At 74.0% G+C, this 23015-nt stretch carries 18 protein-coding genes; 8 read left to right on the plus strand and 10 right to left on the minus strand.

The genetic code is table 11. The annotated features are described in order from the left end of the window. Positions 1–80 precede the first annotated feature (80 nt). Complete coding sequence (locus tag AC3WT4_RS00125; protein ID WP_492314360.1) at positions 81–701, plus strand: M15 family metallopeptidase; 621 nt, start codon at positions 81–83, stop codon at positions 699–701. A 133-nt stretch (positions 702–834) separates the two neighbouring features. On the opposite strand, the gene AC3WT4_RS00130 is transcribed toward AC3WT4_RS00125, so the two are convergent. Next, positions 835–1113 (minus strand): type II toxin-antitoxin system RelE family toxin, encoded by a 279-nt coding sequence (locus tag AC3WT4_RS00130; protein WP_492314361.1) that lies wholly within the window; start codon positions 1111–1113, stop codon positions 835–837. Beyond that, positions 1110–1385 carry a type II toxin-antitoxin system Phd/YefM family antitoxin gene (locus tag AC3WT4_RS00135; RefSeq protein ID WP_074803832.1) on the minus strand — a complete coding sequence of 92 codons (276 nt, stop codon included), beginning with the start codon at positions 1383–1385 and terminating at the stop codon, positions 1110–1112. The genes AC3WT4_RS00130 and AC3WT4_RS00135 overlap by 4 nt, the downstream gene beginning before the upstream one ends. 617 nt (positions 1386–2002) lie before the next feature. Here AC3WT4_RS00135 and AC3WT4_RS00140 point away from each other — a divergent pair. The 4 genes from AC3WT4_RS00140 to AC3WT4_RS00155 all read left to right on the plus strand — a co-directional run bounded on the left by AC3WT4_RS00140 (position 2003) and on the right by AC3WT4_RS00155 (position 9507). Continuing rightward, positions 2003–5680 (plus strand): PQQ-dependent sugar dehydrogenase, encoded by a 3678-nt coding sequence (locus tag AC3WT4_RS00140; RefSeq protein WP_492314362.1) that lies wholly within the window; start codon positions 2003–2005, stop codon positions 5678–5680. Between the two features lie 94 nt (positions 5681–5774). After that, the gene (locus tag AC3WT4_RS00145; protein ID WP_034651214.1) at positions 5775–6794 is read left to right on the plus strand and encodes a sugar phosphate isomerase/epimerase family protein; all 1020 of its coding nucleotides are present in this window, start codon (positions 5775–5777) and stop codon (positions 6792–6794) included. Between the two features lie 33 nt (positions 6795–6827). Then, on the plus strand, positions 6828–8102 hold the full coding sequence (locus tag AC3WT4_RS00150; protein WP_108051101.1) for a hypothetical protein: 1275 nt from the start codon (positions 6828–6830) through the stop codon (positions 8100–8102). A gap of 133 nt (positions 8103–8235) precedes the next feature. Continuing rightward, entirely contained in the window at positions 8236–9507 is a 1272-nt protein-coding gene (locus AC3WT4_RS00155; RefSeq protein WP_108051222.1) for a WxL protein peptidoglycan domain-containing protein, read from the plus strand. A gap of 54 nt (positions 9508–9561) precedes the next feature. On the opposite strand, the gene AC3WT4_RS00160 is transcribed toward AC3WT4_RS00155, so the two are convergent. The 5 genes from AC3WT4_RS00160 to AC3WT4_RS00180 all read right to left on the minus strand — a co-directional run bounded on the left by AC3WT4_RS00160 (position 9562) and on the right by AC3WT4_RS00180 (position 14729). After that, positions 9562–10359, minus strand: a complete 798-nt coding sequence (locus AC3WT4_RS00160; protein WP_108051220.1) for an RES family NAD+ phosphorylase — start codon at positions 10357–10359, stop codon at positions 9562–9564. Beyond that, complete coding sequence (locus tag AC3WT4_RS00165; RefSeq protein WP_108051218.1) at positions 10347–10721, minus strand: hypothetical protein; 375 nt, start codon at positions 10719–10721, stop codon at positions 10347–10349. Before AC3WT4_RS00165 ends, AC3WT4_RS00160 begins: the two co-directional genes overlap by 13 nt. A gap of 130 nt (positions 10722–10851) precedes the next feature. Beyond that, positions 10852–12396 (minus strand): glycosyltransferase 87 family protein, encoded by a 1545-nt coding sequence (locus AC3WT4_RS00170; RefSeq protein WP_492314363.1) that lies wholly within the window; start codon positions 12394–12396, stop codon positions 10852–10854. A 47-nt stretch (positions 12397–12443) separates the two neighbouring features. Continuing rightward, entirely contained in the window at positions 12444–13703 is a 1260-nt protein-coding gene (locus AC3WT4_RS00175) for an MFS transporter (protein WP_086150040.1), read from the minus strand. Between the two features lie 114 nt (positions 13704–13817). Beyond that, positions 13818–14729, minus strand: coding sequence for a PhzF family phenazine biosynthesis protein (locus tag AC3WT4_RS00180; RefSeq protein ID WP_108049961.1), 912 nt, complete (start codon positions 14727–14729; stop codon positions 13818–13820). 166 nt (positions 14730–14895) lie between these two features. Between AC3WT4_RS00180 and AC3WT4_RS00185 the strand changes: the two genes are divergently transcribed. Further along, positions 14896–18219, plus strand: a complete 3324-nt coding sequence (locus AC3WT4_RS00185; RefSeq protein WP_074803825.1) for a 3-keto-alpha-glucoside-1,2-lyase-like domain-containing protein — start codon at positions 14896–14898, stop codon at positions 18217–18219. Between the two features lie 271 nt (positions 18220–18490). Beyond that, positions 18491–20707: an MMPL family transporter gene (locus tag AC3WT4_RS00190; protein WP_492314364.1), complete on the plus strand. Its 2217-nt coding sequence runs from the start codon at positions 18491–18493 to the stop codon at positions 20705–20707. Here AC3WT4_RS00190 and AC3WT4_RS00195 read toward each other — a convergent pair. Both AC3WT4_RS00195 and AC3WT4_RS00200 read right to left on the minus strand, forming a co-directional pair. Next, on the minus strand, positions 20691–21197 hold the full coding sequence (locus AC3WT4_RS00195; protein WP_108049957.1) for an FBP domain-containing protein: 507 nt from the start codon (positions 21195–21197) through the stop codon (positions 20691–20693). The genes AC3WT4_RS00190 and AC3WT4_RS00195 overlap by 17 nt on opposite strands. A gap of 487 nt (positions 21198–21684) precedes the next feature. Further along, entirely contained in the window at positions 21685–22065 is a 381-nt protein-coding gene (locus AC3WT4_RS00200; RefSeq protein WP_492314365.1) for a VOC family protein, read from the minus strand. 177 nt (positions 22066–22242) lie between these two features. On the opposite strand from AC3WT4_RS00200, the gene atpC reads away from it, so the two are divergent. After that, the gene (gene atpC / locus AC3WT4_RS00205; RefSeq protein WP_257418372.1) at positions 22243–22560 is read left to right on the plus strand and encodes an ATP synthase F1 subunit epsilon; all 318 of its coding nucleotides are present in this window, start codon (positions 22243–22245) and stop codon (positions 22558–22560) included. A 4-nt stretch (positions 22561–22564) separates the two neighbouring features. On the opposite strand, the gene AC3WT4_RS00210 is transcribed toward atpC, so the two are convergent. Beyond that, on the minus strand, positions 22565–22963 hold the full coding sequence (locus AC3WT4_RS00210) for a VOC family protein (RefSeq protein ID WP_074803817.1): 399 nt from the start codon (positions 22961–22963) through the stop codon (positions 22565–22567). Positions 22964–23015 lie beyond the last annotated feature (52 nt).

The raw sequence follows: 23015 nt of genomic DNA on the forward strand, positions 1-23015 counted from the left end.
CGGCAGACTCCACGCCGCGGTGCATAGAGGTGCCGACCGGTGGACGCCACCGCCGGCACCACCCCCAGGAGGACGACCGGATGGACGGCATCACCGCGATCGCGCAGCGCGTGGCTGCCATCGAGGCGACCCTCGCCCCGGCCCGTGCCGCCGACGTCCGCGCTGTCGACCCCGGTGCGGCGCAGGCGGTCGCGAGCGGCTCCGGCGCGCGCTTCGACGAGATCCTCAGCACGGTGCTGGCGGGCTCGACCAGCACCGGCAGCACCGCGGTGGCGGGCGCGACCGGCGTCGACCGGACGCGGACCGCCGACGGCGTCCCCGGCGACCTCGCGGCCTACGGCAACGGGAAGATCCCCCGGACCGCCCTGCAGGAGGTCGGGACGACCGGCCACCGCCTCTGGGCGCCCGCGGGCCAGGCGCTCGAGGGCCTGCTCGCCGAGGCGGCGCGCGACGGCGTCCGCATCGGCATCACGGACTCCTACCGGTCCTACGACGCGCAGGTCGACGTCGCGGCGCGCAAGGGCCTGTACTCCCAGGGCGGGCTCGCTGCCGAGCCGGGGACCAGCCCGCACGGCTGGGGGATCGCGGTCGACCTCGACCTGGACGACCGGGCCCAGGCGTGGATGCGCACCAACGGCGGCCGCTTCGGCTTCGTCGAGGACACCCCGCGCGAGCCGTGGCACTGGGTGTACCGGTCCTGACCGCGGGGGCCCTCCTGCAGCAAGGAGTTCCGCGGCGCCTCGCCGAGCGGTTAACCACGGCGAACCCCGGCACGCTCGAACCGGGTCCCTGGTCACGGGGGGTGCTCGCCTCGTGCTGGGTGGGCGGGGAGGGCTATCGGTAGGCGTCGGCGCGGTGCGCGATGCGGACGACGAGCAGCACCCCGGTGTCGTGGTCGAGCTCGAACAGCACGTGGTAGTCGCCGCGGCGCGCGGAGCGCAGGCCTTCGAGCTCGTACCGCAGCGGCTTGCTCATGCGTTCGGGGTTGGTCGGCAGGGTCGTGGTGACGAACTCGACGACCGCGGCCGCGATCTTGTGCGGCAGGCGCAGCAGCGACCGCTCGGCCGCGGGTGCGATCTCGACCCGCCACGCCGGTGTCTGGTCGTCGGTCACTGCGCCGGCAGCCCGAACCGTGCCCGCAGGTCCTCACCGGACGTCGTGGCGCCCTCGGCGGCGGCGCGACGGGCCTCGTCGATGTCGTCGCGCACGCCGGGCTGGGACAGCCAGAACAGCGTCTCGTGCAGCGACTCGAGGTCGTCCTCGGCCATCAGCACCGCGGCACCGCGCCCGTGCCGGGTGATCCGGATGATCTCGTGCTCCCGGTCGGCCTCGTCCACCAGGGCCGACAACTTGTCTTTCGCCTCGCTCAGCGCTACCGATCTCATACGGCCATATTAGCCGAACTGCTAGCCTGTAGGTAGCCCAATTCCCAGCCAATAAGGCCATCGGCTCCCTCTCACGCTCGCGCCCTGCGCTCCCCCACAGGACGTCGGCAGGCCTGGCGCAGCGGGGGACAGGCAGTCGGCATCGACGTGCTCGACGACGGATCGTTGGCGGGATCTCTGCGCGCTCGAGGTCAGCTCCCGAACCCGACAGCGCAGTCATGATTCGGCTGTGCTCCTGCCTCTGGTCCGTGCATCGGCGGACTTTCGACTTTTGATTGACACCCGACAGAAGCCTCGTAGGATGACGACCGAGTGGTAGGTGAGTTTCACCCGACCGCTACGGCCCGACCGCCTCCGCGCGTGCCCCGGTGCACGTGGTGGCACTCTCCGTCCGCACGACGACGTGCGGGGGGATCGCGCTCGACGACGAGACGAGGAGGACCACCGGGCAGGGGGCGCGCAGCCCTCCCACCAGCACAGACAGACCGAGCCGCCCTGATTCCGTCGTTGGCGCGACGGGGGCGACCCGGTCCGGATGACCCCTCACAGGCGACTGAACCTCACAGGAGCGGCATCAGATGAAGGATATCGACCGGCGTACGCGCCGGAACCGGCGGGTGACCGCGGCTCTGGCCGCCGGCGCCCTCGCGCTCACGGGCCTGGGCGCGGCGACGGCACCCGCCGTCGCGCACGACGGCGTCGACCACGGCGCGGAACCGGGTGCCGAGGCGGCGCTCGACTGGTCCAACTACGAGCGCGTGCTGCTGACGAAGGACGTGGGCGAGCCCATCGACCTCGCGATCCTCCCGGACTCGCGCGTCCTGCACACGGCCCGCAACGGCGACGTGCGGCTCACGGACCCGGCGACGGGCGTCACGCGCGTGGTCACGACGCTCGACGTCTACGCGAACTCGGAGGACGGCCTCCAGGGCGTCGCGCTCGACCCGGAGTTCGAGGACAACGGGTGGGTCTACCTCGTCTACGCGCCGCGCGACGCGGACGGCGACGGCGTCGCGGACACCCCGACGGGCAACGCGCCCAACTCGCTCCCGGCGGGCGAGGACGAGAGCTACTGGGACCGCTGGGTGGGCGTGAACCGCCTCGCCCGGTTCCAGTGGACGGGCGACACGATCGACCTCGCGAGCGAGCAGGTGATCCTCGACGTCGAGGTGCAGCGCGGGCAGTGCTGCCACGTCGGGGCGGACATCGACTTCGACGGCGACGGCAACCTCTACCTCACGACGGGCGACAACACGCCCGCGAGCACCCCGGGCGCGAACGGCTTCGCGCCGAACAACGACGCCCCCGGCATGAACCCGGGCTTCGACTCGCGTCGTGGCGCGGGGAGCACGAACGACCTGCGCGGCAAGATCCTGCGGATCCACGTCGAGGACGACGGCTCGTACTCGATCCCCGAGGGCAACCTGTTCGCGCCGGGCACCGAGGGCACGCGCCCCGAGATCTTCGTCATGGGCGTGCGCAACCCGTTCCGGTTCGAGGTCGACCCCGAGACGAACTCGCTCTCGTGGGGCGACTACGGCCCCGACGCGACGAAGGCGGTGGCGGAGACCGCGGGGCGTGGGCCCATGGGCCTCGTGGAGTGGAACGTCGTCTCGCTCGACGACCCGCACAACGCCGGCTGGCCGTACGTCCAGGGCGACAACTTCGCCTACGACGACTGGGACTTCGCGACGGGCACGCCGGGGGAGTTCTTCGACCCCGAGAACCTCGTCAACGACTCCCGCTGGAACACGGGCCTGCGCGAGCTGCCGCCGGCTCGCGCCGCGACGCTCTGGTACGGCGACAACCCGGGCGACCAGCCGTGGGACGAGCTCGTGAACTTCGGCTCCGGCTCCGGCCAGGCGCCCATGGGCGGGCCCGTCTACCACTACGACGCCGACAACCCGTCGACGACGAAGCTCCCGGAGTACTGGGACCGCAAGGCGTTCTTCGGCGAGTTCTCGCAGGACTACCTCGCCGCGTTCACGGTCGACTGGGAGACGTTCGACGTCACGCACATCGAGGACTTCCTGCCGAACGCCGCGCTCGCCGCGGCGGGCCAGCCGCCGCACGACAACCCGATGGACCTCGAGTTCGGTCCCGACGGCTCGCTCTACGTGCTCGACTACGGCGACGGCTTCTTCCGCGCCAACCCCGACGCGGGGCTCTACCGGATCGACTACGCCGAGGGCAACAAGGCGCCCCAGGCACGCTTCACCGCGACGCCCACGTCGTCGTCGCAGGCACCGCTCGAGGTGACGTTCGACGCGTCGACGTCGTCCGACCCCGAGGGCGACGACCTCACCTACGCGTGGGACGTGGACGGTGACGGCACGTTCGACGCCGAGGGCGTCCGGACGACGCACACGTACACGGAGATCGGCGCGTACACGGCGCGCCTGCGCGTCACGGACGCGTCGGGGAAGTTCTCGCTCACGTCGCGCGTCATCTCCGTCGGGAACCAGGCGCCCGAGGTCACGATCGAGCACCCGGCCGACGGCGCGTTCTTCGACTGGGGACAGGCCGTCCCGTACCAGGTCACCACGACCGACGCCGAGGACGACCTCGGCGGCGGCGAGGCGCCGACGCCGCACCTCACGTCGGGCGACCAGATCGGCGAGTGGCTCGCGGACGCCATCGGGCACGACGTCCTCGTCGAGACGCTCGGGGTCGACGCCGAGACGCTGGGCGAGGCCTCCGGCTTCACCCTCGACGAGCTCGTCGCGATCTCCGGCGGTGCCGTCACCGCGCAGATGGTGGCGGACGTGCTCGAGGCGTACGCCGCCGCGTTCGAGGACCCGCAGGCGGGGTCGGGCACCGTGTGCTCGCGCGTCGCCTGGACGTACGGCCTCGGGCACGACGAGCACGCGCACCCCGAGTCCACGGGCACGGGCTGCACGGGCGCGTGGCGCACCGACCCCAACTCGCCCGAGCACGGCCCGGGCGCGCTCCTCTACGGGGCGGTCGTCGTCACGTACACCGACGCGGGCCACAACGGCCTCCCGCCGGCCACGGGCGAGGCGACCCTGCGCCTCAACCCGAAGGAGCAGCAGGGCGAGCACGCGATCGGCCGCGAGGGCGTCGAGGTGTTCGCCGACGCGACCGCGCGGGGCGGCAACGCCGTCCGCGGGCTCGGGGCGGGCGACTTCCTGCGGTACGACCCGGTGAGCTTCGCCGGGATCGACGGCGCCGTGGTCCGCGCGAGCGGCGGCGGCGAGCTCCAGCTCCGCTGGGGCGCGGCCGACGCCGATCCGTTCGCGACCGCCGTCGTCCCCGCGGGCGAGGGCTGGCAGGACGTCGAGATCACGTTCGACGCCCCCGAGGGCTCGGGCACGCTGTTCGTGACGTCGTCCGACGAGCTCGCGGTCGACGCGATCACCATGGTGGGCGCGGGCGCGGCGGACGTCACCGCCCCGACCGTCGCGCACACGCTCGCGCCGGAGGCGCCCACGGGCGTCGGCGGCGTGTTCAACGAGCCGGTGCGGTTCTCCGTGCAGGCCACCGACGACGGCGCGGTCGCGAGCGTGCAGTACTCGCGCGACGCGGGCGCGACGTGGACGAACCTCGCGGCGAACCAGCAGTACGGTGTGACGTTCTCGCAGGACGGCGCGTACGACCTGCTGTACCGCGCGACCGACACGGGCGGCAACGTCTCCGAGGCCGGCGCGGTGTCGTTCACGATCGACCTCGATGCCCCGGACGAGCCGACGGTCGCCTCGGCCACGACCGTCTCCGTCGGCGCCGCGCGCGTCTCCTACGGCGCGCCGGGCGAGGCCGTCGTCACGGTCACCGGCGAGGGCGGCACGCCCACGGGCGAGGTCGTGCTCACGGCGGGCGAGACCGAGGTCGGGCGCGGGGCCCTCGCGGACGGCACGGCGACGATCGCGATCGACCCGTCCCTCGCCGTCGGGACGCACACCCTCACCGCGACGTACGGCGCCGACGGCGTCTACACGGCGTCGGCGGGGACCGTGCGCCTCACGGTGGCCCAGGCCCGGTCGACCACGACGGGCAGCGTGGCGCCGAACCCGGTGAAGCCCGCCGTCGCGGCGAAGGCGACGCTCCACGTGGAGTCGTCGACCGGCGTCGTGCCCACGGGCGACGTGCAGGTGACGGTGCGCAGGAACAACGGCACCGTCGCGTCGCTCACCGGGACGCTCGACGAGGCGGGGGACGTCGTCGTGACGCTCCCCAGGCTCGCGGCGACCGGCACCTATCAGGTGCAGGCCCGCTACCAGGGGTCCGCCGGGGTCGCGCCCAGCACGGTGAACCTCACCCTCACGGTCAGGAGCTGACCGTCCCACCGGTGGCCCGGGCGACCCGCCCGGGCCACCGGCCCCCAGGCGTCCCCGGGTGCGGTCCCGGGGCGGCTCACCTCGAAGGAGAGACATGAGTTCACACCACCACCCGACGGTCTCGGCCAAGCCGATGACCCGTCGCAACCTGCTCAAGGCGCTCGCGGCGTCGTCGGTCGCCGTGGGCGTGGGGGCCGCCCTCGGTCCGTCGGCGGCGAACGCGCTCGGCGGCGCCCTCCCGACGGCGGTCGCGCCGTCCGGCGGGCGCAACCGGCTCGTGCCGGTGAACCGCATCGGCATCCAGCTCTACACCGTGCGGGACAAGGTCAGCTCGCTCGGCTTCCGGGCCGTGTTCGAGGAGCTCGCCGACATCGGCTACTCCGAGATCGAGTTCGCGGGCTACACGCAGGGGAGCGTCGGCGCGATCACCGTGCCGGAGATCCGGCAGCTGCTCGACGACAACGGCCTGCGGGCCGTCGGCGCGCACGTCAACCTCACGCCGGCGAACATCGACGCCGAGATCGAGAAGGCGCTCGCGCTCGGCATGCCGCACCTCGGCCAGGGCGGCCCCATCGCGGGCGGCTACGGCGGCCCCATCCCGAAGGCGCAGTGGCTCCAGGCCTGCGAGACCTGGAACCAGATGGGCGAGAAGGCCCGCGCGGCGGGGCTCAAGCTCTACTCGCACAACCACGCCCAGGAGTGGGCGTTCACCAGCGACGACCCGAACCAGCGCGTCTACGACCTGCTGTGGGACAACCTCGACCCCGAGCTCGTGTTCTTCGAGATGGACGTCTACTGGGCCTACGTGGGCCGCCACCTGTACCCCGGGTTCGAGCCGATCGACTACGTCACGCGCGACCCGCGCCGCTTCCCGATCCTGCACCTCAAGGACGGCAAGACGAACGAGTCCAGCGGCAACGGCTACGACATCATCGAGTTCGGCGCCGGCGACATCCCCTACCAGGCGTTCCTCTCCCAGCTCCGCGACCGAGGGCAGCGGTTCGGGCTGTACGAGCAGGACAACGCGGCGACCGTGGCCGAGCCCGGAAACGCCCTCAACTCCCTGGGCAACGCCCGCCGCAGCTACGGCGAGATCTCCTCGCTCCGCGGCTGACGCGGACCGACCACACCTGACAAGGAGCATCACATGAAGTGGAAGTGGAAGGTCCCGGCCGCCGCGCTGCTCGCGGTGGCCACGGCCACGGCGGTCGCGCCCGCGGCGCAGGCCGCCGACGTCGAGTGCACGACCGACCTCGGTGACCGGACCGTCAGCGGCGACCTCGTCGTCCCGGGGGGCGCGGACTGCGTCCTCGGAGGCGCGACCGTCGAGGGCGACGTCGTGGTCCAGCCCGGCGGCTGGCTCGACGCGACGTCCGTGACCGTCGGGGGCGACGTCGTCGCGACCGACGCGTACGGCGTGCTGCTCGACGGCACGAGCGTCGCCGGGGACGTCAGCGTCTACTCGGCGGGCACCCGGAACGGGTTCCTGTACGTCAACGACCTCACGGTCGGGGGCGACGTCGCGGCCGGGGGCGTGGACGTCGAGATCAGCGACTCGACCGTCTCGGGCGGCCTGCTGACGCAGGAGGCGAGCTACGTCGACCTGCTGCGCACGTCCGTGCGCGGCGACGCGACGCTCGACGGCTCCGCGTTCGGCGTGACGGTCGCGGGCGCCGTGGTCGGGGGCACGCTCACCGTGAGCAACGGCGCGCGCGACCTGCTCGTCGGCGCGACGGCGTCCGGCGAGGCCGACGAGTGGGGCAACGCGGTCGCGGGCGACCTCGTGCTCAGCGGCAACGCCGGCAACCTGCGGGTCGCGGGCACCGCGGTCCAGGGCACGATCCGCGCGACGGGCAACGACCCGGCCGCCGTCTTCGGGCCCGGGAACACCGCGGGCGGCGTCGAGGGCGACCACACCGGCGAGGAGCCGGGGGCAGCGCCCGAGGGCGACCAGGCCGTGGCCGTCACCGTGCCGCAGCAGTCCGGGGGCGAGCTGACGTGGTCGCTCGAGGGCTCGTCGCGCCTCGTCGACCTCGGCGTCGCCAACGAGGAGCTCAGCTACTACCAGGCCCAGGGCCAGCTCGTTCCCGTGCGTGTCCAGGACACGCGCGCGGGCGACCCGGCGTGGTCGGTCACCGGCCAGGTGTCCGACTTCACGGCGGGCGGCCAGACCGTCGACGGCAAGCACCTCGGCTGGACGCCGGGCGTCATCGAGAACGGCGGCGACGCGGTCGCCGGCGCGCCGGTCGCGTCCGGGTTCGACGAGGGCGAGGGCCTCAAGCAGGCGCGCACCCTCGCGCGGGCCGACGAGGGCCACGCGCGCGGCGCGTCCGTGGTCGGCGCCGAGCTCGACCTCAAGATGCCGCTCGACACCCCGCGCGGCACCTACACCGCGACGATCACGCTCACCGCACTGGGCTGATCCCGCGGGACACCGCAGCCCGGCCCGCCACGGGCCGGGCGACCGGTCGGCCACCACGCACGCCGTGGTGGCCGGCCGGGCCGGCGGCTCGTCGTCCGAGCCGCCCCACCTGCACCGACGAAGGACCGAGCGCATGACCCACCGACGCACCTCTCCCGCCCCCGCGTCCCGCGCCCTGCGCGCGCTCGCCGGGCCCCTGCTCGCGCTCGCGCTCCTCGCCGCGCCCGCCGCCGCCGCGCTCCCCGGGGAGGCCGCGCCCGCCGCGGCCCCCCGCCAGGTCGCGCCCGCCACGCGGGTGGTCCTCGCGACCGACGACGCGCCCGCCCCCGACCCGGCGCAGACCGTGCAGTGGGGCGTGCGCCCGGGAGACACCGCCCAGGGCGTCGACCGTCCCAACTTTGCGTACTCGCTCGCGCCCGGCGGCTCCCTGCGCGACAGCCTCGTCGTCTCGAACCACGGCGACACCCCGCTCGCGCTCGCCGTGTACGCCGCCGACGGCTTCCTCACCGACGACGGCACGCTCGACCTCCTGCCCGCGGGCGAGGAGTCGACCGCGCTCGGGTCGTGGATCGCCCTCGACCAGGCCGAGGTCGAGATCCCCCCGCAGGAGCGCGTCGAGGTCCCCTTCACCGTCACCGTGCCCGACGACGCGACCCCGGGCGACTACGCCGCCGGAGTCGTGTCGTCCCTCGTCGTGGTCGCCGAGGACGGCGTCACGACCGACCGGCGGCTCGGCTCGCGCGTCCACCTGCGGGTCCAGGGCGAGCTCGCCCCGGCGCTCGCGGTCGACGACGTGCGGCTCGCCTACGACGGCACGCTCAACCCGTTCGCGCCCGGCAGCGCGACCGTCACGTTCACCGTGACGAACGAGGGCAACGCGCGCGTCGCGCCGGCGACCGCCGTCCGCGTCGCCGGTCCGTTCGGGCTCGGCGCGACGTCCGCCACCGACGTCGACGTGCCCGAGCTGCTCCCCGGCTCGTCCGTCGAGCGGACCGTCGAGGTCGACGGCGTCTGGCCGCTCGGGCGCGAGGTCGCGACGCTGACCGTCGGCGGCGAGGTCGTGCCGCTGCCCGGGACGGTGCCCGACCCGGAGGTCGTCGTGCCGGGCGTCGTCGCGACGGCCACCACCTGGGCCGTGCCGTGGGTCGCGCTCGGCCTCCTCGTCCTCGTGGCGCTGCTCGTCGTCTGGCGCGTCCGCGCGCGGCGCCGGGCGCGGACCGCCCAGCAGCGCGCGGTGGACGCCGCCGTCGCCGCCGCGCTCGCCGAGCGTGTCGCGGGCGGGGCGGACGAAGCGCGGGCCGAGGACTCCCCGCGCGACCCCGACGCCGTCGGGAGTCCTGGTGCTTCCGGCAGCGCGGTCGGCGGCTCCGGAGGCTATCGGGGGCCAGGGAAACGCGCGCCGTGAGGTCACTCCGCGAACGCGGCGCCCGCCCTGGGGCGAGGCGATCAGGTCGCGGGATCAGTGCAGCTGGATGCCCAGTCGGTTTCGGGCAGTGCGAAGTGCGGGGTCTGTGAGCTCGAGCGGATCGCCGGACAGAACCTCGTACTCGGTTGCGACCGCTTCGGCGACGGTGACGTCAGGCCCATGCCGGTCGAGGTCGACCCAGAGCGCGTAGCACCGGAGGTCTGCGCCATGGCGCGAGGGGTAGACGATGCCGACGGGAAGCGATCCGTCGGCCAGCACGGTACGCGAGAGCCACCAGGCTGCCTGGGTGGTCGCGGTCCGGCGAGGGCCGGTGAGAGTAGCCACGTCGATCGCCAGCGGCTCGTCGCGCAGCCCACGCGGAGCCCACTGCTCTGCTGTTGCGCGTAGATAGGCCAGCGAGCTGCTGGATGCGATGTCGACGACGTGACCGGCGCCGACGCGCCGGAAGGAACTGATGGTGCGGACGTCACGCCACTGGCGGGGAACTGAGCGCGTCGGCATGTGCCCCAGCCGCTCCCACTGCTGCTCGACCGGTTCGGGGTCCTGGTCGTCGAACAGGTCGGCGAGCGGTAGGGGGACGAGCTCGGCGTAGGCGAGGGATTCCATGAACGCGCCGACGGGACTCACGGCCCCGTACAGGGTCGCCCAGCCGCGCAGGTCGAACCTGCCCCAGGTCTTGTTCGGGCGGCCTGACCGTGGAGGAGGGTTCAAGGGGCCGTACGACGTCTTGTGAACCCGCCACAGTGCCTTCGGGACGGTGACGACGTCCGGAAGCGGCGCACCTGCCGTACGGGGATCCGCGGCAGGTGTGCCCTCGTTCAGTCGTGCCATGTGCCGGTGACGAAGGCCTCGGCCGCCTGGGCGACCTCCTTGGCGCGGCCCTCGCGCAGCGCGAGTACCGGTGAGGTCTCGCCCAGGAGGGGGTTGTTTCCGAGGAACCACGTGCGCGCCACATGGTCGGACTCGGCATCGGCGATCAGCAGCCACACACGATGGGCGGTGTAGATCCGTTCCCGGGCACCCTGGCCCGGCTCGGTCTCCTTCGCCCATCGGTAGGGAAGCTTGCTGTCGCGGCTGCCTGCGAGTGCCGCGACAGCGGTTGCGCCCAGGTGTGTGTTCAGGCGCCGTACTACTTCGTGAATGTCCATCCGGGTCGAGCGCATGTGCGCGTCGACCATCGCGTCGAGAGCCATCAGGCCACCCTTCCTACCACCTTGCTTACCACCTGAGAATACACCGCTGTCTCCCCGGATGCTCTACCTGCCACGGGCGCCCCCCGCGGCAGAGGCACCTGAGCGACCTTGCCTCGCGAGAGCCGCAGCCTTAGCCACCCGGCCGCACGACGTCGTCGTGCGGGACGAGCACCTGCACCCCCGGCCGGTCGACGACGGTCGTCGTCGTGGCGTCGAGCGTGCGCCAGGTCTCGTCGCTGAACCCGTTGCCGGTCGACCGCACGAGCACGGCGGACGACCCCGACGTCAGGTAGCGCAGCGCCTCCTCCTGCCAGGCGAGGTTCCGACGGCGCGGCACCGGCTCGCCGGCGGCGTCCCGTGCGCCGTGGTCGTACGCGTACCCCGACAGGTCCACCGGGAGCTCGCAGCCGCGTTCGAGGTCGCGGCTCAGCACGTCGAGGACGGCGAGGACCCCGGGGGAGTCGGCGCGGACGCAGCCGTCGTCGGGGAGCGCCGCCGCCACCTCGGCCGTCGGGAACGGGGCGATGCGTGGTGCGGTCTGCACCGCGGCCACGAGGAGGGCTGCAGCGCCGGCGCTCAGGAGGGCCCCCGCCGCGACCCGGCCCGGGCGGGGCAGGAGCGAGCACGCGGCGGCCAGGACGAGGACCAGCGCCGGGGCCGAGAACGCCGCGTACTGCGGGTACGCCGACGGCGAGAGCAGCAGGACGCCGACCTGCACCGCGAGCAGCGCGACCCACAGCCGCCCGCGCCGCCCGACCCACGCCGCGACCGCGGCGATCGTCCCGAGCGCCAGCACGGTCCACGCCACCGCGAGCTGCTCCTGCTCCGGCACGAGGTCGCGCAGGCCGCCGGTGCCCGTGAGCCACACGAGCCGCTGCTCGAGCTCCGTCGTCGCCCGGGGGCGGGTGAGCTGGTCGAGCACGACCATGCGCACCATGTCCGACCCCGCGGCGAGGAGGAACGGGCCGAGCACCGCCACCAGCGCGACGACGGCCCCCGCGGCGGCGCGGGCCGCGGCGCGCCACCCGGCGACGCCCAGCAGCCAGAGGAGCACGACGAGCAGCGGCACCACGCCCCAGATCTTGACCGTCGCACCGAGCCCGAGGACGGCCCCGCCCGCCCAGAGCCACGGGCGCTCGTGCCGGCTGCCGTCATGACGGGCGTCGAGGCCGCAGAGCAGCAGCACGACCCCGCCGAGCAGGCACAGGGAGCCGAGGGGTTCGAGGAGCGTGAGCCGCTCGGCCCACGCCGCGGCGTACGACAGCGCGTACAGGACGCCGCCCACGACGGCCGCCGTCGTGCCCCACCGGCGCGCGACGCGTGTCACGAGCACGGCGTTGGCCGCGCCGACGAGCATGATGCCGACGCGTGCGGCGACCAGGGCGTGGTCGTCGCTCGTCCACGTGGTGAGCGCCGCGAAGGGTGTCAGGGCGAGCGTCGAGCCGGGCGGGTGCAGCAGCAGGAAGTCGCGGTAGGGCACGCGGCCGTGGACGAGAGCCACCGCGGCCGAGAAGTACACGCCGTCGTCGTAGCCGCGGTACCCGCCGATGCCGGCCGAGCCCCCGACGAGGTGCCACCGCACGAGGAACGCCAGGCCCGCCACGACGGCGGCCACGACCCACCCCCACCGCGCGGCAGCGGGCGCTCGGCGCGGGGCACGGGCTGCCAGGCTCACACCCGCCAGTGTGCGCCGGGGCCGCGGCGGGCGCGCGACGCGTCCTCCTAGCGGGACCCGACCGGGCGCTCCCGGCCGGGCTCCGGCAGGTCGTCGGCGGGGGCGGGCGCCGCCGGGCGCGGCAGCGGCCGGACCTGGCCCGCGACCGCGAGGGACAGCACCGTGGCGGCGCAGATCACGAGGAGCGCGTGGCGGGCCCCGACGCCGTCGACCAGCAGGCCGAGCAGCGGGGGAGCGCTGAGCATCGCGACCGTGGAGAACGACGTCGCGACCGCGACGCGCGGCGCGGCGTGCGCCGGGTCGTCGGACGCCGCGGCGATCGCGACGGGGTTCGCGAGCGCGGCACCGCAGCCCCACAGGACGATGCCCACCCACGCGAGCGGCAGCGTGGGCGCGAGGCCGAACACGAGGAGCCCGACGAGCGCCGAGGCGCCCGACGCCCGGAGCACGGCGACGCGCCCGAACCGGTCGATGAGCCCGGTGCCCGCGAACCGGAACACCGTCATCGCGCCGACGAACGTCCCGTACGCCACCGCGCCGAGCGCCTCGCGCACGTCGAACCCGTCGACCACGGCGATCGACAGCCAGTTGCCCGCCGACCCCTCGGAGAGCGACGACGCGAGCAGCACGAGCCCGATGAGGAGGGTGCGCGGCTCGCGCCACGCGGCGAGCGCCGCGCGGACGCCCGCGCCGCGCCGGGGTGCGGGGGCGCCGTCGGCCGCCGTCGTGCGCGCCGCGGCCCGCTCGGGCGCGATCGCCGTCGCGGGCGCGATGAGGAGCGCGCGGGCCGCCGTGACGACGAGCGTGACGACGACGACCTGCGTGGCGATGCCCACGTGCGCCCACGAGAACGCGGCGGCGACGAGCGCCCCGCACGCCGCCCCGATGGAGAAGGCCGCGTGGAAGTGGGGGAGGATCGCCCGCCCGACGTGCTGCTCCACCGACGCCGCGCAGATGTTGATGGGGACGTTGGTCAGCGCGCCGCACATGCCGTTGAGGAACGCGCCCGCCGCGAACACGCCGACGCTGCCGGTCGCCGTGCCGAGCGCGACGAGGCCGAACCCGACGACGTTCGCGGACGTCGCGACGACGAGCGTCGTGCGGCTGCCGAAGCGCGCGACGACCGCGCCCGTCACGACGACGGCCGTGAGGGTGCCGACCCCGCCCACGACGAGCAGCGCGCCGAGCTGGCCCGAGCTCAGCCCGAGCGCCTCGCGCACCGACGGCAGGCGGCTCATCCACGACGTGCCGATGACGCCGAACAGCGCGAACTGCACCATGAGCGCCCACCGTGCGCGCGAGACCACGGCGCGGTCCGTCAGGGCGCGCGCCGTCCCGGAAACCGGAGGGTTTGTTGACACTTGCCCGAGTCTACGGAGCGGGCGGGCGCCCCGGCCTCCGTTTTCCGCGGCGACGACCCGTCAGAGGCGGACGGTCCCCGCGACGCACGTGACGCTCGACCCGCCGACCCAGACGGTCCCGGTGCCGTCGCGCTCGACGTGCACACGCCCGGCCCGGCCGAGCGCGGCGCCCTGGGCGGCGACGTAGCGGCCGGGGAGGCGCCCGTCGCGCGTGAGCCACTGCCCGACGACGGCGTTGAGGCTCCCGGTGACCGGGTCCTCGGGGATGCCCATGGCGAGCGCGAACCCGCGCACCTCGACGGCCGTGCCGTCGGGGCCGCCGTCGTCCCCGTGCAGGCCGGCGACGCCCACCGAGAGGTCGGGGTGCTCGGCGCGCAGCCGGGACCAGTCGGGCGTCAGCCCGGTGACGCGTGCGGCGGAGTCGAGCAGGACGACGCGCCAGCCCGGGCCGTTGTCGAGCACGCGGTGGTCGAGGACGGCCTCGTCGGGCACGCCGAGCGCGGCGACGATCGCGGCGAGGTCGTCGGCCGGGACCGGCTCGTCGGTGAGCAGCGCGGGCGCGGCGAACGCGAGCCGCTCCGTGCCCTCCTCACGCCGGATCGGCACGAGCCCGACGCCGCACTCCTGCACGACGACGTCGCCCGAGCGCGGGGTGCCGCCCGCCTCGAGCCACGCGTGGCACGACCCGAGCGTCGGGTGGCCCGCGAACGGCAGCTCGCCCGCCGGGGTGAAGATCCGGAGGCGGTAGTCGGCGCCGCCGTCCGCGCCGTCGGGCGAGGGCGGCAGGAGGAACGTCGTCTCGGAGAGGTTGGTCCAGCGCGCGAAGGCGGCCATCTGCTCGTCCGTGAGGCCGACGGCGTCGAGGACGACCGCGACGGGGTTCCCGAGGGTCGGTGTGCGGGTGAAGACGTCGACCTGGGCGAACGGGCGGGACGCGGTCCGGTCGGCGACGTCGCCGTGGCGTGCGGTCATGCCGTGAGCGTACGACGCCGCAGGCGGGAGCACTTTTGTCGACGGTACGACGGAAGTTGTAGACACATCGATAGAACGCGGGCTAGCCTGTCCAGCGTTGTCATCGACGGGGCCAGGCAGGGGTTACGCTCCGTGGACTCGTAGTCCGACCGAGTAAGGAGCAACGATGCTCGAACGCACCAGCCTGCCGGTGTCCCGCCGGATCAGGTACCGACGCGGCGCGGCCGCCCTCACCCTCGGCGCCCTGGTCGTCGCGGGCTGGGCCGTCCCCGCCGCGGCCGATCTCCCCGAGCAGGAGCCCGGCGTCACGCTGCGGACCTTCCAGCTCGCGCAGAACCCCGGTGGGGTCTGCACCCTGAAGTCCGGGCAGACGCCCAACGTCGACAAGCTCATGCCGACCATCGACTGGTCGACGGCCGAGCAGTTCGGCGCGGAGGACAACTTCATCTCGCAGGTGAGCGCGAACCTGCACGTCCCCGCGGACGGCCAGTACCAGTTCCGCGTGACCAACGACGACGGCGCGCTCGTCTACATCGACGGCCAGCTCGTCCTCGAGAACGACGGCCCCAACGACTCGACCTCCGTCGAGGGCAGCGCGACCCTCACGGCGGGCGTGCACGACCTCCGCGTCGACTACTACGAGGGCGGCGACAAGCAGCGCCTCACGCTCGCGTGGAAGACGCCGGGCAGCTCCTCCTTCCAGGTGATCCCGACCTCGGCGCTCAGCACCGAGGCCGGCGTCGTGCGCGTGACGGCCCCCGGGTACAAGTACTGCGAGGGCGCGACCGACACGGCGGGCGACGGGCTGCGGCTCGACTCCGTCAACCCGAACTACGAGCTCGTCGACCTGCGCCCCGCGGGCTTCGAGCCGAAGGTCTCCGGCCTGGCGTTCACGCCGGACGAGCAGCTCGCCGTCGTGACGACGGGCGAGGTCAGCTCCGGCGGCTGGCGCCCCGACCCGGTGTCCGGCGAGGTCTACTTCCTCGACGGCGTCACCACGGCCGACGGCCCCGAGGACGTCACGGCGACGCTCGTCGCGGACGAGCTGCTCAACCCCATGGGCATCGAGGTCGTCGAGGACTCGATCTTCGTCTCGGAGCGGTACCAGCTCACGCAGCTCACCGACCCCGACGGCGACGGCTTCTACGACACCCACACGAAGATCGCGGAGTGGCCCGACGGCGGCAACTTCCACGAGTTCGCGTTCGGCCTGATCCACGACGAGGACTACTTCTACGTCAACCTCTCCGTGGCCATCAACAACGGCGGCGCGACGACGAACCCGCAGCCCGCGGCCAACCGCGGCACGTCGATCAAGATCGACCGCGAGACGGGCGAGGTGAGCTACGTCGCGGGCGGCCTCCGCACGCCGAACGGCATCGGCTTCGGCCCCGAGGGCGAGATCTTCGCGACGGACAACCAGGGTGCCTGGCTGCCGTCGAACAAGCTCATCCACATCCAGCAGGACAAGTTCTACAACCACTACACGAACCCGGCCGGGCCGTTCGACTCGAACCCCGTCGCCCCGCCGGCCGTGTGGCTGCCGCAGAACGAGATCGCCAACTCCCCGGGCAACCCGATCCTCGTCGAGGACGGCGAGTTCGCGGGCCAGATGCTGCTCGGCGACGTGACGTACGGCGGCATCCAGCGCGCGTTCCTCGAGAAGGTCGACGGCGAGTTCCAGGGTGCGGTCTTCCGCCACACCGCGGGCCTCGAGGTCGGCGTGAACCGCGTCATCTACGGTCCCGACGGTGCGCTCTACGCCGGCGGCACCGGTGAGGGCGGCAACTGGGGCGAGTCCGGCAAGCTCCGGTTCGGCCTCCAGAAGCTCGTCCCCGTCAACGAGGACTCCTTCGACATGAAGGAGATGCGCGTGGTCGAGGGCGGCTTCGAGATCGAGTACACCGACCCGGTCTCCGACGAGGTCGTCGAGAACCTCGCCGACGCGTACCAGATCAAGCAGTGGCGCTACGTGCCGACGCAGCAGTACGGCGGCCCGAAGGTCGACGAGCAGCCGCTCTTCGTCACGGACGCCCAGGTGTCCGAGGACCGCACGACCGTCACGCTGAAGATCGACGGGCTCAAGCCCGGTCACGTGGTCCACGTCCGGTCCCCGCGGCCGTTCGCCTCGGCCGGCGGTGCGGAGCTCCTCAGCACCGAGGCCTGGTACACGCTCAACTCGCTGCCCGGCTACGTCGCCCCGGCCGACCGCGGCTGGTACGAGGCGGAGCTGGCCCAGCCCCTCGGCGGCTCGAGCATCGGCTCGGACCACAGCAACTACTCCGGCTCCGGCTTCGCCGCGGGCATGACGAGCGTCGGCTCCGGCCGCACGTTCTCCGTGACCGTCCCCGAGGCGGGCACCTACCCGGTGAACGTGCGCTACGCCAACGGCATCCACCCGTACACCGAGCTGCGGTCCAAGAACGTCTCGCTCCACGTGAACGGCCAGGACCTCGGCCAGTGGAACTTCCCGACGACGGGGAGCTGGAAGGACTGGGGCGTGCAGACGCGCGACCTCGAGCTCCAGGCGGGCACGAACACCATCACGCTCGCGTACGAGACGGGCGACCAGGGCAACATCAACATCGACGTGCTCTCGATCGGCGAGAACCCGGACATCTGCACCCCGGGCGAGGTCGAGGACGGCTACACCGCCCTCTTCGACGGCACCCTCGCGAGCCTCCAGGAGGGCTGGCGCATGGCCGGTCCGGGTGGCTTCGGCCGCCAGGAGGACTGCTCGATCCAGGGCGCGGGCGGCATGGGCCTGCTCTGGTACAACCAGGAGCTCGGGGACAGCTACAGCCTGAAGCTCGACTGGAAGCTCCTCAAGGACGACAACGGCGGTGTCTTCGTCGGGTTCCCGAACCCGGGCGACGACCCGTGGGTGGCCGTCAACAAGGGCTACGAGATCCAGATCGACGCGACCGACGCCGCCGACCGCACCACGGGCGCCGTCTACACGTTCCAGGGTGCCGACGCCGCGGCCGTCGAGGCCTCGCTCAAGCCGGTCGGCCAGTGGAACGCGTACGACATCCGGGTGGAGGGAGACCGCATCCGCATCTACCTCAACGACGTGCTGGTCAACGACTTCACGAGCACCGACCCGGCCCGCCTGGTCAACAGCTTCGTGGGGATCCAGAACCACGGCAACGGCGAGATGGTCAACTACCGGAACATCCGGTTCAAGGAGCTGACCGACGAGCCCGTCGAGGAGCTCGCGATCTCGACGACGGTCCAGACCCGCTGCCTCGCGGGCAAGGTCTACGTCGCGGTCCGTGCCACGAACGACGACACGGTGCCGGCGGACGTCACGCTCACGACGCCGTTCGGGACGAAGACGGTGACCGGCGTCCAGCCGGGTGCCTCCGCGTACCAGTCGTTCGCGACGCGTGCCACGTCCGTCGAGGCCGGCGTCGCGCAGGTCTCCGCGACCGGTGACGGCCGGACGTTCGAGGCGGACGCCGCCTACGAGGCCGCCAGCTGCGGCTGAGCCGATGCCCCGGGGCGGGCGGCGTGAGCCGTCCGTCCCGGGTCGCACCGGGCGGGGGCGGCGGCACGAGCCGCCCCCCCCCGACCTGTCTCGTCCGGCGCCCGGCAGGGCGTCCCCGCAGGGCGGAGCGCGGTCCGACGGCGCTCCCACCCTCGCGTAGGGTGCTCACGTCCGCGCGCTGCCGCACGGACGCACCGCACGAACGTCGTGGGCGAGCCCGCCGAGGCCGACTCCACGACTCCCCGACGAGTTCCCGACGAGGGGAGCCCCCATGACGCTCGGACGCCTGCTGCACCGGACCGGACGGTTCGCCGCCCGCCGCCGGGGCGTGGTCCTCGTCGTCTGGGCCGTCCTCCTCGTGGCGGGCGCCGTGCTCGGCGGGGCGGTCTTCGACAAGACCTCCGACGTCGACCCCGCCCCGCCGGGCAGCGCGTCCGCCCTCGCGGCGCAGCGCCTCGAGGAGCTCGCCCCCGAGGGCGAGACCGTCGTCGCGGTGCTGTCCGGCCGCGACCACTTCTCCGCGGACCTCATCGCGAGCGCGAGCGAGGTCATGCACGACATCCGCGCGATGCCCGGCGTCGTCGAGCTCTCCGACGCCTACACCGGCGGCGGGCTCATCGCCGACGACGCGCAGGGCTCGCTCGTCGTCGTCGAGCTCGACCCCGCGCTGTCCGACGACGAGGCCCTCGCCCTCGCGCACCGCGTCGCCGACGCGCTGCACACCGTCGACACCCCCGAGGTGCTCGTGGGCGGCGCGCTGCTCGCGGAGGAGGCGTTCGTCGAGCAGGCGATCACCGACGCCGCGGTCGGCGAGGGGATCGCGATCGCGGTGCTCCTCGTCGTGCTCGTCGTCGTCCTCGGCGGCCTGCGGGCCGGCCTGGTCCCGCTGCTCTCCGCGCTCGCCGCGATCGCGGTCGCGCTGCTCGTGCTCAGCGGGCTGCTCGGCGTGGTGCCCGTCAACGAGTTCGCCGTGAACGTCGTGACGCTGCTCGGCCTCGGCCTCACGGTCGACTACTCCCTGCTCGTGCTCGCGCGCTTCCGCGAGGAGCGCGCCGCGTCCCCGGGCCTCCCGCTCGACGAGCTCGTCGGGCGCACCCTCGCGACCGCCGGCCGGGCCGTGCTCGCCTCCGGCCTCGCCGTCGCCATCTCGCTCGCCGGGCTCCTCCTGCTCGGCGACTCCCTGCTCTCCGGCATGGCGGTGGGCGGCGCGATCGTCGTGCTCGTCGCGACCGCCGCCGGGCTCACGCTCGTCCCCGCGCTCGTCGCGACGTGGCACCGCGCGATCCCCGCGCCGGGCGCCCGCACCTGGTCCCACCCGTGGAGCGGCCGTGGCGGCGCCGGCACGCTCGGCCGGCTCGCGCGCACCGCGCAGCGCCACGCCGTGCTCGTCACGCTCGGCGCGACGGCGCTCCTGCTCGCGCTCGCCGCACCGCTCGGCTCGCTCACGCTCGGCAGCTCGGAGGTCCGCTCGCTGCCCGCCGACGCCGAGGCGCGCCTCGCCGCCGACGCCACCACCTCCCGCTTCGCCGACTTCGGCGTCGCGCCCGTCACCGTCCTCGTCGAGGGCCCGGTCGACGACCCGGCGGTGACCGACCTCCTCGACCGTGCCGCCGCCCTGCCCGGCGTCGAGGACGCCATGCAGGACACCGGCTACCCGCCCGAGGTCACCGTCGTCGACCTCACGCCCGACGTCGGCCCGGACGGCGACGCGACGGCCCAGGCGGCGCAGGACCTCGTGCACGCCGTGCGCGCCCTCGACACCGACCTGGAGGTGCGGGTCGCCGGACCGGCCGCCGAGGTCGTCGACACCCAGGAGCACCTCGCGCAGCGGCTCCCGCTCGCCGCCGGGGTCGTGGTGCTCGCGACCTTCGTGCTGCTCTTCCTGCTCACCGGCTCGCTCGTCGTGCCGCTCAAGGCCCTCGTGCTCAACCTCCTCACGCTCGCCGCGACGCTCGGCGTCCTCGTCTCCGTGTTCCAGCACGGCGTGGGTGCCTCGCTCCTCGGGTTCGAGCCGTGGGGCGCGCTCGACGTCACCACGCCCCTGCTTGTCGGCATGCTCGTGTTCGGCCTCTCGACCGACTACGAGGTCTTCCTGCTGTCCCGCACCGCGGAGGAGTGGCGCGCCCGCACGCCCGGCGAGGACCCGCGCGTCGCGAACGACCGGGCCGTGCTCCGCGGCATCACCGCGTCCGGCCCGGTCGTCACGACGGCGGCCGTCGCCATCGGCATCGTGTTCCTCGGCTTCGCGGCGGGCGAGCTCGTCGCGATGAAGGAGGTCGGCGTCGGCATGGCCGTCGCCGTGCTCCTCGACGTCACCGTCGTGCGCGGGCTGCTGCTGCCCGCGACGATGACGCTCCTGGGCCGGTGGAACTGGTGGCCCTCCTGGCGCGGGGGCGAGCCCAGGTCCGCCGAGGGAGAGCCCGGGTCCACCGAGGGAGAGCCCGGGTCCGCCGACGTGGAGCCGCGGTCGGTCACACGTCGCGCATGACCTCGGTGACGAAGCGCGCGGAGCGCTCGCGGAGGCCGTCGACGCGGAGCTCGACGAACAGCTCGCGCATCGACTCGTCGTCGCCCATCTCGGTGCGGGTGGGGGCCCGGCGGACGTTCTGCGAGCAGAGGAACTGCGTGCAGATGAGGGTGCCGACGGTGTTGCCGCGGCGCCCGGCGGCCCCGGCGCGGCGCGCCACGTAGAGGCTGACGTCGTCCGTCACGACGACGTCCTCGCACCACGCGCACACCGCGCGCTTGCGGCGTCCGCCCGTCTTGGCGTCGGTCGAGCGCAGCAGGACGCCGCGCGGCTCGTCGTCGACCTCCACGACGGCGTAGGCGAGGAGCGGGGACTTGCGGTCGCGCCACCCGAGGTAGTCGAGGCGGTCCCAGTCGAGCGTGTCGAGGTCGGGGAGGGTCGCCTGCGCGGCCTCGCGCTTGGACGCGTTGACGAACGACGCGCGGATCTGCTTCTCGGTCAGGGGGTTCATGGGTTCGCTGCTTCCGTGTCAGGACGGTCCGCAGCCCGGCGGGCGTGCACGACGACGCGTGCTCGCCCGGGCGCACGACGGCGCCGCCGGGGGCGGGAGGACGGCATGCCCGCAGCCGTCGCGTCGTGACCGGCGCAGCCGGGCGACGACGGGGTCGTCGGACGGCGGTGCGCCCCGGAGGGAGGCGGGCGTCGGGGACGACGGCCCGCGGCCCGGTGGTCTCAGCGGGTGACGGTGCGGGGGGAGAGGGCGCCCGAGCAGGCCGCCATGGCCACCTCGCAGCCTGCGGTGCCGTGCATCCGCGTCTCCTCGTCCCGTGCGGCGCGCCGTCGGCGCGATCCTGAACCGTGGTCGTGCCCGTCCGGCACGACGGACGGCTGCCCACGGCAACCGTCACCCTCGATGGTGCGCCTCGGCACCCGCCGTCGTCAACGTGATTGCCGCCCGGGTCGCCGCGCACCCCCGAATAGACGGCCGACGCCGTCCCTCAGGACGTCGCCCAGACGCCCAGCTCGTTGCCGCTCGGGTCGAGGAAGTGGAACCGACGGCCGCCGGGGAACTCGTACGGGCCCTCGACCACCTCGCCGCCCGCGCTCCGGACAGCGGCGAGCGTCGCGTCGAGGTCCGTGGAGAACAGCAGGACGAACGGACCGCCGCGCGTCACGTCGCCGGCTTCGACCAGGCGCAGACCGCCGGCCTCGTCCGCGCCGGACTCCGCCGCCGTGCGGATCCCGGCGTACCCGGGGCCGTAGGAGACGAACTCCCAGCCGAAGGCCGCGCCGTAGAACGCCTGCGCGGCAGCGAGGTCGGTCACGGGGAGCTCGACGTAGTCGATGGAGTGGTGGATGCCGTGCGCGTGGGTGCTCATGCACCCATCGTGGCGCGGGCCACCCACGGTCGACGCGCGAGCCGATCGCAGGCACCACCTCGGCGGGTGGTTCCCGGTGACCTTCGACCCCGACCGGGTGACGAAGTGCCGGGCCCGGCGAGCAGGTCGCCCGGCCAGACTCGGAGGTTCCGCCGTCCACCGTCCGGGAGGAACTCCGTGCCCGTCGCCCTGCCGTCCCCGTCCGAGACCGCCGCACCCGCCGGGGAGCGGCTGGTGTCCGTGGAGGTGGTGGTGCCGTCCGGGGTGTTCTGGGCGGGGGAGGCGCGGAGCGTGACGGTCCCGGCGGCGTCGGGCACGCTGGGCATCCTGCCGCGGCACCAGCCGGTCGCGGCGTCGCTCACGGCGGGCCGGGTGCGGCTGCGCACCCCGGACCTCCCGACGGCCGAGCTGCGGATCGGGGGCGGGTTCGTCGTCGTCGACCAGGACGAGGTGACGATCCTCGCCGACGACGCGACGTGGGTGCGGGCTCGCTAGCCCGCTACGCGGGGTCGGTCGTCGTCCCGAGCTGCACGACGACGACCCGGTGCCCGTCGGGGTCGTGGACGTGCGCGAACCGGTCACCGGTGTCGGCGTCGGCGTCGGGCCCGACGAACGGCTCGACCCCGGCCGCGGCGAGGCGTGCGAGGGTCGCGTCGAGGTCGTCGACGTAGAGCACGAGGTTGGGCAGGCCGTGCCGCACGAGCGGGGCGCCGCCCTCGGGGAGCGGCACGAGCCACAGGCCGGGCTCGTCGACGCGTCCGGGGCCGACGTGGAGCAGCGGGAACCCCTCCGTCTCCCCCTGGAACAACGTGCGGAAGCCGAACCCGTCGGCCCAGAACGCGGCGCTCGCGTCGAGGTCGCGGCAGAGCAGGACCGTGCGCCCGATCGTCGTCGTCATGCGACGAGCCTAGGGCGCACCGCCGCCGCCGCGCCCGCGTGGGGCCCGGTCT

It is taken from the genome of Cellulosimicrobium sp. EB106-03-01-XG111 (assembly GCF_058792115.1).

Coding starts and splice junctions, on each gene's coding strand:
- AC3WT4_RS00125 (WP_492314360.1), top strand. CDS start 81: ATGGACGGCATCACCGCGATCGCGCAGCGCGTGGCTGCCATCGAGGCG.
- AC3WT4_RS00135 (WP_074803832.1), bottom strand. CDS start 1,385: ATGAGATCGGTAGCGCTGAGCGAGGCGAAAGACAAGTTGTCGGCCCTG.
- AC3WT4_RS00145 (WP_034651214.1), top strand. CDS start 5,775: ATGAGTTCACACCACCACCCGACGGTCTCGGCCAAGCCGATGACCCGT.
- AC3WT4_RS00150 (WP_108051101.1), top strand. CDS start 6,828: ATGAAGTGGAAGTGGAAGGTCCCGGCCGCCGCGCTGCTCGCGGTGGCC.
- AC3WT4_RS00155 (WP_108051222.1), top strand. CDS start 8,236: ATGACCCACCGACGCACCTCTCCCGCCCCCGCGTCCCGCGCCCTGCGC.
- AC3WT4_RS00160 (WP_108051220.1), bottom strand. CDS start 10,359: ATGGCACGACTGAACGAGGGCACACCTGCCGCGGATCCCCGTACGGCA.
- AC3WT4_RS00165 (WP_108051218.1), bottom strand. CDS start 10,721: ATGGCTCTCGACGCGATGGTCGACGCGCACATGCGCTCGACCCGGATG.
- AC3WT4_RS00180 (WP_108049961.1), bottom strand. CDS start 14,729: ATGACCGCACGCCACGGCGACGTCGCCGACCGGACCGCGTCCCGCCCG.
- AC3WT4_RS00185 (WP_074803825.1), top strand. CDS start 14,896: ATGCTCGAACGCACCAGCCTGCCGGTGTCCCGCCGGATCAGGTACCGA.
- AC3WT4_RS00190 (WP_492314364.1), top strand. CDS start 18,491: ATGACGCTCGGACGCCTGCTGCACCGGACCGGACGGTTCGCCGCCCGC.
- AC3WT4_RS00195 (WP_108049957.1), bottom strand. CDS start 21,197: ATGAACCCCCTGACCGAGAAGCAGATCCGCGCGTCGTTCGTCAACGCG.
- AC3WT4_RS00200 (WP_492314365.1), bottom strand. CDS start 22,065: ATGAGCACCCACGCGCACGGCATCCACCACTCCATCGACTACGTCGAG.
- AC3WT4_RS00210 (WP_074803817.1), bottom strand. CDS start 22,963: ATGACGACGACGATCGGGCGCACGGTCCTGCTCTGCCGCGACCTCGAC.